This window comes from Streptomyces atratus, from assembly GCF_900119365.1.
Taxonomy (GTDB): Bacteria; Actinomycetota; Actinomycetes; order Streptomycetales; family Streptomycetaceae; genus Streptomyces; species Streptomyces atratus_B.
This window is the reverse complement of the sequence record NZ_FPJO01000025.1, coordinates 37825-49976: the sequence shown is the minus strand read 5'-3', so window position 1 is coordinate 49976 and position 12152 is coordinate 37825. Positions and strand designations below refer to the sequence as shown.

The following is a 12152-nucleotide window of genomic DNA, read 5'->3' as shown; positions in this document are numbered from 1 at the left end:
GTGTGGACGCGCTGGAACGACACCTGCCGGGCACTGGACCACATGGTCGTCCATGGGTGGAGTGGCGACGAGCGGGGTCACCGTGGAACCACTCCCCCACGACACCTTCTCCGCCGTCCTCACCAGCACCGACGGCCGGCGGTGGGAACGCCTGCGCCACAGCCATCCCGACGGTGTGTGGTCGGACAGCTGGGAGCCGTACCGGGGCTGACCAGTGGCCCGGCGCGACGGTGTCCGGACCACTCGGCCGTGTCGCGCACGGTCGGCTACGGAAGATCTGTCAGTGCGGCCTCCAGACATATTTGCCGCCGCCCACCCACCGCACCACGTCGAGGTCGTCGAGGTCGTGGACCTTGATTCCTGCGGCCGATGCGGCGCTGAGCACATCCATCATCGATGTTGCGGCGCTGACAACCTCCCCGTCGATCTCCACCAGACGGAAGGGCGGATCACCGGGCTGCACTCCCAGCACGGTGATCCTGGGCATCGAGATATGAGGACTGCCACTTTCGGTCATGCGTAGATCGCTTCCACGTCACGGGCGACACTATGCCCGGCGGCGGTGTCCTCGGCGCCGTGTCACTCGTACACACGCTTTCCCGAGCGGCAGCAGGAAACAACCGAGTACGGCGATCGCCGCCATCCGGGGCACAAGGATGTGGGCCGGCACGAAGAACAGCCGGACGGCGGCCGGGCCCCGGCCGCTGCTGCGGCCGGGGCCCGGTCGTATGCCGCTGTCGGGTGGTCCGGTCCCGGGAGGTCAGTCCTCGCCCTCCAGGTTGCCCTCCGTCTCCAGGTACGCCTGGCGCAGCGCTTCGAGGACCGCCGGGTCGGGCTTGGCCCACATGCCTCGGGACTCCGCCTCCAGGAGGCGTTCCGCGATGCCGTGCAGGGCCCAGGGGTTGGCCTGCTGGAGGAACTCGCGGTTGGTCGGGTCCAGGACGTACGTCTCGGTGAGCTTGTCGTACATCCAGTCGGCGACCACGCCCGTCGTCGCGTCGTAGCCGAAGAGGTAGTCGACGGTGGCGGCCAGCTCGAAGGCGCCCTTGTAGCCGTGCCGCCGCATCGCCTCGATCCACTTGGGGTTCACGACCCGGGCGCGGAAGACCCGTGAGGTCTCCTCCACCAGAGTGCGGGTGCGGACCGTCTCGGGGCGGGTGGAGTCGCCGATGTACGCCTCCGGGGCGGTGCCGCGCAGGGCGCGGACGGTGGCCACCATGCCGCCGTGGTACTGGAAGTAGTCGTCCGAGTCGGCGATGTCGTGTTCGCGGGTGTCGGTGTTCTTGGCCGCGACCGCGATCCGCTTGTACGCCGTCTCCATCTCCTCGCGGGCCGGGCGTCCGTCGAGTTCGCGTCCGTAGGCGTAGCCGCCCCACACCGTGTAGACCTCGGCGAGGTCCGCGTCGGTGCGCCAGTCGCGGGAGTCGATGAGCTGGAGCAGACCGGCGCCGTACGTACCGGGGCGGGAGCCGAAGATGCGGGTGGTGGCGCGGCGTTCGTCGCCGTGGCCGGCCAGGTCGGCCTGGGTGTGGGCGCGTACGTGGTTCTGCTCGGCGGGCTCGTCCAGGGAGGCGACGAGGCGGACCGCGTCGTCGAGCAGGCCGATGGTGTGCGGGAAGGCATCGCGGAAGAAACCGCTGATGCGCAGGGTGACGTCGATGCGCGGGCGGCCGAGTTCGGCCGGCGGGATCGCCTCCAGGCCGGTGACGCGGCGCGAGGCGTCGTCCCAGACCGGGCGGACGCCGAGCAGGGCGAAGGCTTCGGCGACGTCGTCACCGGCGGTGCGCATCGCGCTGGTGCCCCACAGGGACAGGCCGACCGAGGTGGGCCAGTCGCCGTTGTCGGTGCGGTAGCGCTCCAGGAGCGAGTCGGCCAGGGCCTGGCCGGTCTCCCAGGCGAGGCGTGAGGGTACGGCCTTGGGGTCGACGGAGTAGAAGTTGCGGCCGGTCGGCAGGACGTTGACCAGGCCGCGGAGCGGGGAACCGGAGGGTCCGGCGGGGACGAATCCGCCGTCCAGCGCGTGCAGGGTGTGGTCGAGTTCGTCGGTCGTGGCGGCCAGCCTCGGCACCACCTCGCGGGCCGCGAAGCCGAGGATGTCGGCGACCGCCCGCGGGTGACCGGCGGCCACCTCGGCGACGGCGTCCGGGGACCAGTCCGCGTCCTCCATCGCCTGGACCAGCGCGCGGGCCCGCTCCTCGGCCTCGTCGGCGGTGACGCGGGTCGCGGCGGACTCGTCGAGTCCCAACGCCTCGCGCAGGCCCGGCAGGGAGGCCGTGCCGCCCCAGATCTGGCGGGCGCGCAGGATCGCGAGGACGAGGTTGACCCGGTCGGCGCCGGCCGGGGCGCCGCCCAGGACGTGCAGGCCGTCGCGGATCTGGGCATCCTTGATCTCACAGAGCCAGCCGTCGAGATGCATGATGAACTCGTCGAAGCCCTCGTCCTCCGGGCGGTCTTCGAGTCCCAGGTCGTGGTCGAGCCTGGCGGCCTGGATCAGGGTCCAGATCTGTGCGCGGATCGCCGGGAGCTTCGCCGGGTCCATCGCCGCGATCTGGGCGTGCTCGTCCAGGAGTTGTTCGAGGCGGGCGATGTCACCGTAGCTGTCGGCGCGTGCCATCGGCGGTACGAGGTGGTCCACGAGGGTGGCGTGGACGCGCCGCTTGGCCTGCGTCCCCTCACCCGGGTCGTTGACCAGGAACGGGTAGATCAGCGGGAGGTCGCCGAGGGCGGCGTCGGGGCCGCAGGCGGCGGAGAGGCCGGCGTTCTTGCCGGGCAGCCACTCCAGGTTGCCGTGCTTGCCGAGGTGGATCACCGCGTCGGCGCCGAAGCCGTTGTCGTCGGCACGGGCGGCGATCCAGCGGTAGGCGGCCAGGTAGTGGTGCGAGGGCGGCAGATCGGGGTCGTGGTAGATCGCGATCGGGTTCTCGCCGAAGCCGCGCGGCGGCTGGATGAGGATGAGCAGATTGCCGTGGCGCAGGGCGGCGAGCACGATGTCGCCGTCCGGGTTGCTCGACCGGTCCACGAACATCTCGCCCGGGGCGGGGCCCCAGTGCTGCTCGACGGCTTCGCGGAGCTCGGCCGGGAGGGTCGCGTACCAGCGCCGGTAGTCGGCGGCCGGGATGCGGACCGGGTTGCGGGCCAGCTGCTCCTCGGTGAGCCACTCCTGGTCGTGACCGCCCGCCTCGATCAGCGCGCGGATCAGCTCGTCGCCGTCGCCCGACACGAGGCCGGGGACCTCCTGCGTACCGAAGTCGTATCCCTCGGCGCGGAGTCGGCGCAGCAGGGCGACGGCGCTGGCCGGGGTGTCGAGGCCGACGGCGTTGCCGATCCGGGAGTGCTTGGTCGGGTACGCGGACAGCACGAGCGCGATCCGCTTCTCGGCGGCCGGGATGTGGCGCAGCCGGGCGTGGCGCACGGCGATCCCTGCGACGCGGGCGGCGCGCTCGGTGTCGGCGACGTACGCGGGCAGGCCGTCCTCGTCGATCTCCTTGAACGAGAACGGCACGGTGATCAGGCGGCCGTCGAACTCGGGGACCGCGATCTGGCTGGCGGCGTCGAGCGGGGAGACCCCCTCGTCGTTGTCTTCCCAGTCGGTGCGTGAACCGGTGAGGCAGAGGGCCTGGAGGATGGGTACGTCGAGGCCGCTGAGGACGCCCGCGTCCCAGGACTCGTCGTCGCCGCCGGCCGAGGCCTCGGCGGGCCGGGTGCCGCCCGCGGCGAGGACGGTGGTCACGATCGCGTCGGCGGCGCGCAGCTCTTCGATGAGCTCGGCCTCGGGGGTGCGCAGCGAGGCGACGTACAGCGGCAGCGCGCGGGCGCCCGCGTCCTCGACGGCGCGGCAGAGCGCCTCGACGAACGCGGTGTTGCCGCTCATGTGGTGGGCGCGGTAGTAGAGCACGGCGACGACCGGGCCGTCGGTGCGCCGGGGGGTGCGCTCCAGCGGGCCCCAGGAGGGTGCCGGGGCGGGCGGTGCGAAGCCGTGGCCGGTGAGCAGCACGGTGTCGGAGAGGAAGCGGGCGAGCTGGTCCAGGTTGGCGGGCCCGCCGTGGGCCAGATAGGCGTGGGCCTCGGCGGCGATGCCGATGGGGACCGTCGAGGCGGCCATCAGCTGGGCGTCGGGGGCCTGTTCGCCGGTGAGGACGACGACGGGGCGTCCGGTGGCGAGCACTTGGTCGAGGCCGTCCTGCCAGGCGCGTACGCCGCCGAGGAGGCGTACGACGACCAGGTCGACGCCGTCGAGGAGCTCGGGCAGGTCCTGGAGCGGGAGCCGGGAGGGGTTGGCGTAGCGGTAGGAGACCGGGCCGTCCGAGGCGCGGGCACTGAGCAGGTCGGTGTCGGACGTCGACAGGAGCAGGATCATGCGGCGTCGGGCCTTCCTCGGGGTGTCCACGCCCCGGGCGGTGTCGGAATGAAGCTCCCCTGCTCGAACGGGTTCGAGGGTTCGGGGAAGGGAGTTCCTGACTTGCCAGGCCGTGGCCGGGCTCACAGTGGCGGGACCGTGCCGGAATCGCACCGGACTTCCTCCCCTGTCGCCGTCTGTGGCGACGACGTGCCGGATGGCTCGTCAGTAGGCATAGTAAGGGCCGGTCAACTGATGGAGGACATACGGATCCGGTCGGATGGTCGGTATGCTCGCCGCCATGCCCCGACCTGCCACTTCGCCTTCACCGCCGGGAGACGCGTCTGCCCGGGACCGCGGTGACGCCTGCCCCGGCACGCTGCGGCTGCACCGGGCGGACGACGGCGCGCTGGCCCGTGTCCGGGTTCCCGGCGGTCTGCTGACGGCGGTGCAGGCGCAAGCGCTGGGGGCGCTGTCGGAGAGTCTGGGCGATGGTGAGTTGCATCTCACTTCGCGCGGCAACGTCCAGTTGCGCGGGCTGGGCCCGGACTGCGGAGCCGAACTGGCCGACCGGCTTGGCGAGGCGGGGCTGTTGCCCTCCCCACGCCACGAGCGGATACGCAATATCGTGGCCTCGCCGCTCTCGGGGCTCGACGGCCTGGGAGCGCGGGACGTCGGCCCCTGGCTGTCCGAGCTGGACGCGCTGCTGTGCGCGGGCGACGGGACGGCGGGCCTGTCGGGCAGGTTCTTGTTCGTGCTCGACGACGGCCGTGGCGATGTGGACGCGCTGGGCGGCGATGTGACGCTGCTGGCGCAGGGCGACGGAACGGCGCTGCTGCGGATCGGCACGGCCCCGACCACCGCACGGATACCGGGCGCACGGGCGCCGCGGGCCGCCCTCCTGGCGGCCGAGACCTTCCTGGAGCAGGCGTCGGGCACCGGCGCCTGGCGTGTGCCGGACCTGCCCGGCGGCGCCGGATCCCTCTTCGACGAGGTCGTACGACGGTTGCGGGAGGCGGGGCCCGGCACCGTATCCACCGAGGACCGCGCCTGTCCGCGGAGCTCGGACGGCCCCGCCCCCGGCGTCGTGACCGGCCCGCAGGACGGGGCCGCGCTGTCGGTCGGCATCCCCCTGGGGCGTATCGCCCCGGCGCAGTGGCGGTCGCTGACGGAAACGGCCCGTCACCGGGGCGGCGGTGCATTGCGGCTGACACCGTGGCGCGGGGTCGTCGTTCCGGGGGTGGAGCGGCGGCAGGCCGCCAGGTCGCTGGAAGAGCTGGGGGCCACCGGTCTCGTCGTCGGACCCGACTCCCCCTGGACAGGGGTGGGTGCCTGTATCGGCCGGCCCGGCTGTGCGAAGTCACTGGCCGATGTGCGGGCCCAGGCCGCGGCCCCGGTGGGGGACGCGGGGCTGCTGCCGGTGTACTGGTCCGGTTGCGAACGCCGCTGCGGGCACCCCCGCGGCGAGTGGGTCGATGTCGTCGCCACCCCCGACGGGCACCGGATCTCCCTCGTTCGGGGCGAGGAGCGGGGCGCCCCCGTGAGCGTTCCCGACAACCCCGGCGTTCTCGCCGCCGCGGTGGCCGCGGCCCGCCGCACACACGGCTGACCCCGTACGCCCCACTCCCCTGTACCCGACGTTGCACGCCCGAGGAAGAGAGCGAAAGCACTGTGCACCAGTACGAGAAGGACGGACCGGCGATCTATCGCCAGTCCTTCGCCACGATCCGCGCGGAGGCGGATCTCGCAGGCCTGCCCGCCGATGTGAGCCAGGTCGCGGTCCGCATGATCCACGCCTGCGGGATGGTCGACCTCGTCCGTGATCTCGCTTTCACTCCGGACGCCGTCGCCCGCGCCCGCGCCGCTCTGCGGGCCGGCGCGCCCATCCTGTGCGATGTGGCCATGGTCGCCAGCGGTGTCACCCGCAAGCGGCTGCCTGCGGACAACGAGGTGGTGTGCACCCTGTCCGACCCGGCGGTGCCCGGGCTCGCGAAGGAGTTGGGCACCACGCGCAGCGCAGCCGCCCTGGAGCTGTGGCGCGACCGGCTGGAAGGCGCGGTCGTCGCTGTCGGGAACGCACCGACCGCGCTGTTCCGGCTGCTGGAGCTGATCGAGGAGGGCGCGCCGCGCCCCGCCGCGGTCATCGGCGTGCCGGTCGGCTTCATCGGTGCCGCCGAGTCCAAGGACGCCCTGGCCGCGCACCCCTCCGGGCTGGAGCATCTGATCGTCCGAGGCCGTCGCGGCGGCAGCGCCATCGCGGCCGCCGCCCTCAACGCGATCGCCAGCGAGGAAGAGTAGACGTGAGCGAGCAGAAGACGGGCCGGCTGTACGGGGTCGGGCTCGGCCCCGGCGATCCGGCTCTGATGACCGTACGGGCGGTGGAGATCATCGCCGAGGCCGATGTCGTCGCGTACCACAGCGCCCGGCACGGACGGTCCATCGCCCGGTCCATCGCGGCGAAGCACATCCGTGCCGACCATGTCGAGGAGCAGCTGGTCTACCCCGTCACGACGGAGACCACGGACCACCCTGGCGGGTACCGGGGGGCGATGGAGGAGTTCTACGCCGAGGCGGCGGCCCGTCTGGCGGCGCACCTGGACGCCGGGCGCACGGTCGCGGTGCTGGCCGAGGGCGACCCGCTCTTCTACGGCTCGTACATGCACATGCACAAGCGGCTCGCCGACCGCTACCCGACCGAAGTGATCCCGGGCGTCACCTCGGTGAGCGCGGCCGCCGCGCGGCTCGGGACCCCGCTCGTCGAGGGCGAGGAGGTGCTGACCATCCTGCCCGGCACCCTGCCTCAGGAGGAGCTGACCGCCCGTCTCGCCGCCACCGACGCCGCCGTGGTCATGAAGCTGGGACGTACGTTCCCCGCCGTGCGCCGCGCCTTCGAGACGTCCGGTCGGCTGCCCGAGGCGCGTTACGTGGAGCGCGCCACGATGGCCGGGGAGCGCGTGGGCGAGCTGGCCGAGGTCGACGCCGGCTCGGTGCCGTACTTCGCGGTCGCGGTCCTGCCCAGCAGGGTCGGAGCGGCGCGTCCCGAACGCGCCCCGGAGGGCGGCGAGGTGACCGTGGTCGGCACCGGACCGGCCGGGCCGCTGTGGCTGACCCCCGAGACGCGCGGGGCGCTGGCCGCCGCCGACGACCTGGTCGGCTACACCACTTATCTGGACCGGGTGCCGGTCCGGCCGGGGCAGGTGCGCCACGGCTCGGACAACAAGGCCGAGTCGGAGCGTGCCGAGTTCGCCCTCGACCTGGCCCGGCGCGGACGGCGGGTGGCCGTGGTGTCCGGCGGCGACCCCGGGGTCTTCGCCATGGCGACGGCCGTCCTGGAGGTGGCCTCGCAGGACGAGTACGCGCAGGTGCCGGTGCGGGTGCTGCCGGGGGTGACGGCCGCCAACGCCGCCGCCGCCCGGGCGGGTGCGCCGCTGGGCCACGACTACGCGACGATATCGCTCTCCGACCGGCTCAAGCCGTGGGAGGTGATCGCGGAGCGGCTGCGCGCGGCGGCGACGGCTGATCTGGTGCTCGCGCTGTACAACCCCGGTTCGCGCAGCCGTACCTGGCAGGTCGGCAAGGCCCGCGACCTGTTGCTCGAACACCGCTCGCCGGACACCCCCGTGGTTCTCGGCCGCGATGTGGGCGGGCCCGCCGAGAGCGTGCGGACCGTACGGCTGGGTGATCTCGACCCCGCCGAGGTCGACATGCGCACGATCCTGCTCGTCGGGTCCTCGCAGACCCGCTGGGTGCGGCGCGGTGACGGGCAGCAGATCGTCTGGACGCCCCGCCGCTATCCGGAGGCCTGAGCCGGGGCGGCCGCCGGCTACCTGCGGTGGAGGATGTGCTCGCGGAGCCACTCCACAGCGGGTTCCGGGCCCTCGACGACCGGGACGCCCTCGGGCACGGGCGGCCGCCGCACCACCACCACCGGGATCCGCGCCTCGCGGGCCGCGGTGAGTTTGGGGGCCGTGGCGGCGCCTCCGCTGTCCTTCGTGACGACGACGTCGATGCGATGACGGCGGATCAGCTCGCGCTCTCCGTCCAGGGTGAACGGGCCCCGGTCGAGCAGGACCTCCATCCTGGCGGGGTACGGCGGTTCGGGGGCGTCCACCGAACGCATCAGGAACCACAGCTCGTCCAGTCCGGCGAAGGCGGCCAGCCCCATCCGGCCCGTCGTGAGGAACACGCGCCGCCCCAGCGCGGGCAGGGCCGCCGCCGCCTCGGCGAGGGAACCGGCCGCATGCCAGTCGTCGCCCTCGCCGGGCACCCACCCGGGCCGGCGCACGGCGAGCAGGGGAACATGGGCGGCAGCGGCGGCAGCGGCCGCGTTGAAACTGATCGTCCCGGCGAAAGGATGGGTGGCGTCGATGAGCGCGTCCACCTGGTGCGTGCGCAGCCATGCGGCGAGCCCGTCGGCTCCCCCGAAGCCACCGATGCGGACCTCGCCCGGCGGGAGCCTCGGGCCAAAGACCCGTCCGGCGAGCGAACTCGTCAGCCCGACGCCGGCCGGGAGCACCTCCACCAGCAACTCGGCGAGGCGACGGGCCTCCGTCGTGCCGCCGAGTACGAGTACATGCATCGGATCCATCCATGGGTGAGACTGAGGGCGGGCGCAGCGCCCAGTTGAAACACACCGGTCTGCGGCCCGGCTGGACCACCGGCGCCTGTGCGACCGCGGCAGCGACTGCCGCGTACACGGCCCTGCTGACGGGCGACTTCCCCGACCCGGTGACGATCACCCTACCCAAGGGGCAGACGCCCGCTTTCGCGCTGGCGGTGGAGGAGCTGGCCGAGGGGCGGGCGACGGCCGGGGTGGTCAAGGACGCGGGCGACGACCCGGACGTGACGCACGGCGCTCTGGTCCGGGTGACCGTACGGCGGCTGCCGCCGGGATCGGGTGTGGTGTTCCGGGCCGGGCCCGGCGTGGGCACGGTCACCCTTCCCGGGCTGCCGCTGGACGTCGGGGAACCGGCGATCAATCCCGTGCCGCGGCAGATGCTCCGCGACCACATCGCGCGGGTCGCCGCGGAGCACCGGGGTTCGGGGGACGTCGAGGTGACCGTGTCGGTGGACGACGGCGAGGAGATCGCCCGCTCCACCTGGAACCCGCGCCTGGGCATCCTGGGGGGTCTGTCGATCCTCGGCACGACCGGTGTCGTGGTGCCGTACTCCTGCTCGGCGTGGATCGACTCGATCCGTCGCGGTGTGGACGTGGCCCGCGCCGCCGGGCACACCCACGTGGCCGGGTGCACGGGTTCCACCTCGGAGAAGACCGTGGTGGCCGAGTACGGGCTGCCGGAGCTCGCGCTGCTCGACATGGGGGACTTCGCGGGCGCGGTGCTGAAGTACGTGCGCCGTCACCCGGTGGACCGGCTGACGGTCTGCGGCGGGTTCGCGAAGCTGTCGAAGCTCGCCGCCGGACACCTCGATCTGCACTCCGCGCGGTCCCAGGTCGACAAGCCCTTCCTGGCCGAGCTGGCCCGGCGGGGCGGTGCGGACGAGGCCCTGGCCGCCGAGGTGGCGGTCGCGAACACGGGTCTCGCGGCGCTCCGGCTGTGCCTCGCTCGCGGTGTGCCGCTCGGGGACCTGGTGGCCGTGGCGGCGCGGGACCAGGCGCTGTCGGTGCTGCGGGGTGCGCCGGTCGCCGTCGACGTCATCTGCATCGACCGGGCGGGCGTGGTCGTCGGGCGCAGCAGCGTGCGCTGACCGGCCGCCCGGCCGATGCGGTGGCGCCGTCAGCAGACGTGGCGTTCGCGTCCGGGTGAGTAGAGGTGGCTGTCGCGGAACTGCTCGGCGCCCAGGGTGCGGCCGACCATGATGACAGCGGTACGGATCACGCCCGCCGCCTTCACCTGCTCGGCGATGGTGCCGAGGGTTCCGCGCAGGACGACTTCGTCCGGGCGTGAGGCCAGCGCCACGACGGCGGCCGGGCAGTCGGCCCCGTAGTGCGGCACGAGTTCCTCTACGACGCGGTCCGCGTACCGGGCGGCTAGGTGCAGCACGATCAGTGCACCGCTGCGGCCCAGCGTGGCCAGGTCCTCGCCCTCCGGCATCGCGGTCGCGCGATGGGCGATCCGGGTCAGGATGACGGTCTGGCCGACGGTCGGCACGGTGAGTTCCCGCTTGAGCGCCGCCGCGGCGGCCGCGAACGCGGGTACGCCGGGCACCACTTCGTAGGGCACCCCGGCCTCGTCGAGCCGGCGCATTTGCTCGTTGACCGCGCTGAACACCGAGGGGTCGCCCGAGTGCAGCCGGGCCACGTCGTGGCCGGCCCGGTGCGCGGCCGTCAGCTCGGCGGTGATCTGGTCGATGTCGAGCTGGGCGGTGTCCACCAGGCGGGCGTCCGGGGGGCATTCGGCGAGCAGTTCCCGGGGCACCAGGCTGCCCGCGTACAGGCAGACCTGGCAGGAGGCGAGCGTGCGGGCGCCGCGCACGGTGATCAGGTCGGCGGCCCCCGGGCCAGCGCCGATGAAGTACACGGTCATCTGTTGTCTCCTGGGTCTTGCGCGGGCTCTGTCGAGCGTTCCGCTTCGGTACTGACTGAGGGTTTGCGTACGGACCACTGGGTGACGGGCATGGCCTGCCGCCAGCCGGTGAAGCCGCCGACCGGCACGGCGTGCGCGACGGCGAGCCGGACCAGTTCGCCGCCGTACCTGCGGTGCGCCCCGGCGAGCAGTGCCTCGGACTCCAGCGTGACCGTGTTGGCGACCAGGCGTCCGCCGGGCGGCAGGGCATCCCAGCAGGTGTCGAGGAGGCCGGGCGCGGTCAGTCCGCCGCCGATGAACACGGCGTCGGGTGTGGGCAGTTCGGCCAGGCTGCCGGGGGCCCGGCCGGTGACCACACGCAGGGCGGGTACGCCGAGGCGGCCGGCGTTGCGCTCGATGCGTCCGGCCCGTGCCGGGTCGCGTTCCACGGTGATCGCGCGGCAGGACGGGTGGCTGCGCATCCATTCGATCGCGATGGATCCCGAGCCTCCGCCGATGTCCCAGAGGAGTTCGCCGGGTGCGGGGGCGAGCACCCCGAGGGTCGCGGCCCGGATGTGCCGCTTGGTGAGCTGGCCGTCGTGTTCGTACGCCTCGTCGGGGAGGCCGGGGACGGCGCCGAGACGCAGTGCTCCGGGCGTGCGCCGGCAGTCGATCGCGATGATGTTCAGCGGGTCGCCCGGTGGGTGCGGCCAGTGGTCCGCGGTGCCCTCCACACACGCCTCGTCCGCTCCGCCGAGCTGTTCGAGCACGAGCAGCCGGCTCGGGCCGAAGCCCTGTTCGCGCAGCAGTCCGGCCACCGCGGCCGGGGTGCCGGCGTCCGCGCTGAGGACCAGTACCCGTCGGCCGTCGTGCAGCGCGGCGGCCAGCCGGGCGGCGGGGCGGCCGACCAGGGTGACGACCTCGGTGTCCTCCAGCGGCCAGCCGATCCGGGCACAGGCGTAGGACACGGACGACGGGTGGGGCAGGATCCTCGGCACACCGGCGCCGAGCACCTCGATGAGGGCCCGGCCGATGCCGTAGAACATCGGGTCGCCGCTGGCGAGTACGGCGATCCTGCTCCCGGCGTGTGCGGCGAGCAGGCCGGGGACGGCAGGCCGCAACGGCGAGGGCCACGGCACCCGTTGTCCCCGGCAGGCCTGCGGGAGCAGGGCCAGTTGCCGCGCACCGCCGATGAGGACCTGTGCTTCGACGAGCGCCGCGCGTGCCGCGCCGGTCAGTCCCGCCCATCCGTCGGCGCCGATTCCCACGACGGTCACCGCAGGTGGGAGGGGTTGTTCGGGTGGAGCGAGAGTCACGGCCGGTACCTCGGTGTTCAGGGAATGACGCAGCCG

At 73.3% G+C, this 12152-nt stretch carries 10 protein-coding genes and 1 riboswitch; of the genes, 5 read left to right on the top strand and 5 right to left on the bottom strand.

What is annotated here, in order from left to right:
• Nucleotides 1-82: 82 nt before the first annotated feature.
• On the top strand, nucleotides 83-211 hold the full coding sequence (locus tag BT364_RS43450; RefSeq protein WP_256260285.1) for a hypothetical protein: 129 nt from the start codon (nucleotides 83-85) through the stop codon (nucleotides 209-211).
• A gap of 69 nt (nucleotides 212-280) precedes the next feature.
• Here BT364_RS43450 and BT364_RS30630 read toward each other — a convergent pair whose 3' ends face one another.
• Nucleotides 281-517 carry a hypothetical protein gene (locus BT364_RS30630; protein ID WP_072488491.1) on the bottom strand — a complete coding sequence of 79 codons (237 nt, stop codon included), beginning with the start codon at nucleotides 515-517 and terminating at the stop codon, nucleotides 281-283.
• Nucleotides 518-760: 243 nt separating this feature from the next.
• On the bottom strand, nucleotides 761-4357 hold the full coding sequence (gene cobN, locus BT364_RS30625; protein ID WP_072488490.1) for a cobaltochelatase subunit CobN: 3597 nt from the start codon (nucleotides 4355-4357) through the stop codon (nucleotides 761-763).
• Between the two features lie 87 nt (nucleotides 4358-4444).
• Nucleotides 4445-4525, bottom strand: a riboswitch (adenosylcobalamin (AdoCbl) riboswitch).
• A 100-nt stretch (nucleotides 4526-4625) separates the two neighbouring features.
• Here cobN and cobG point away from each other — a divergent pair.
• From cobG to BT364_RS30610, 3 genes are all read left to right on the top strand, one after another.
• Nucleotides 4626-5945 carry a precorrin-3B synthase gene (gene cobG, locus BT364_RS30620; RefSeq protein WP_177328300.1) on the top strand — a complete coding sequence of 440 codons (1320 nt, stop codon included), beginning with the start codon at nucleotides 4626-4628 and terminating at the stop codon, nucleotides 5943-5945.
• 62 nt (nucleotides 5946-6007) lie between these two features.
• Nucleotides 6008-6634 carry a precorrin-8X methylmutase gene (locus tag BT364_RS30615; protein ID WP_072488488.1) on the top strand — a complete coding sequence of 209 codons (627 nt, stop codon included), beginning with the start codon at nucleotides 6008-6010 and terminating at the stop codon, nucleotides 6632-6634.
• Between the two features lie 2 nt (nucleotides 6635-6636).
• Nucleotides 6637-8142 carry a precorrin-2 C(20)-methyltransferase gene (locus tag BT364_RS30610; protein WP_072488487.1) on the top strand — a complete coding sequence of 502 codons (1506 nt, stop codon included), beginning with the start codon at nucleotides 6637-6639 and terminating at the stop codon, nucleotides 8140-8142.
• 17 nt (nucleotides 8143-8159) lie between these two features.
• On the opposite strand, the gene BT364_RS30605 is transcribed toward BT364_RS30610, so the two are convergent.
• Nucleotides 8160-8915, bottom strand: a complete 756-nt coding sequence (locus BT364_RS30605; protein WP_072488486.1) for a cobalt-precorrin-6A reductase — start codon at nucleotides 8913-8915, stop codon at nucleotides 8160-8162.
• 11 nt (nucleotides 8916-8926) lie between these two features.
• On the opposite strand from BT364_RS30605, the gene BT364_RS30600 reads away from it, so the two are divergent.
• Nucleotides 8927-10042, top strand: coding sequence for a cobalt-precorrin-5B (C(1))-methyltransferase (locus BT364_RS30600; RefSeq protein WP_072488485.1), 1116 nt, complete (start codon nucleotides 8927-8929; stop codon nucleotides 10040-10042).
• A 29-nt stretch (nucleotides 10043-10071) separates the two neighbouring features.
• Here BT364_RS30600 and cobM read toward each other — a convergent pair whose 3' ends face one another.
• Both cobM and cbiE read right to left on the bottom strand, forming a co-directional pair.
• Nucleotides 10072-10821 carry a precorrin-4 C(11)-methyltransferase gene (cobM, locus tag BT364_RS30595; protein ID WP_072488484.1) on the bottom strand — a complete coding sequence of 250 codons (750 nt, stop codon included), beginning with the start codon at nucleotides 10819-10821 and terminating at the stop codon, nucleotides 10072-10074.
• Nucleotides 10818-12077, bottom strand: a complete 1260-nt coding sequence (gene cbiE / locus BT364_RS30590) for a precorrin-6y C5,15-methyltransferase (decarboxylating) subunit CbiE (RefSeq protein WP_072488483.1) — start codon at nucleotides 12075-12077, stop codon at nucleotides 10818-10820. Before cbiE ends, cobM begins: the two co-directional genes overlap by 4 nt.
• Nucleotides 12078-12152: the final 75 nt, after the last annotated feature.

What these genes read in the sequence shown, in the direction of transcription:
- BT364_RS30630 (WP_072488491.1), bottom strand. Translation starts at nt 517, where the DNA reads ATGACCGAAAGTGGCAGTCCTCATATCTCGATGCCCAGGATCACCGTG.
- cobN (WP_072488490.1), bottom strand. Translation starts at nt 4,357, where the DNA reads ATGATCCTGCTCCTGTCGACGTCCGACACCGACCTGCTCAGTGCCCGC.
- cobG (WP_177328300.1), top strand. Translation starts at nt 4,626, where the DNA reads ATGCTCGCCGCCATGCCCCGACCTGCCACTTCGCCTTCACCGCCGGGA.
- BT364_RS30605 (WP_072488486.1), bottom strand. Translation starts at nt 8,915, where the DNA reads ATGCATGTACTCGTACTCGGCGGCACGACGGAGGCCCGTCGCCTCGCC.
- BT364_RS30600 (WP_072488485.1), top strand. Translation starts at nt 8,927, where the DNA reads ATGGGTGAGACTGAGGGCGGGCGCAGCGCCCAGTTGAAACACACCGGT.
- cobM (WP_072488484.1), bottom strand. Translation starts at nt 10,821, where the DNA reads ATGACCGTGTACTTCATCGGCGCTGGCCCGGGGGCCGCCGACCTGATC.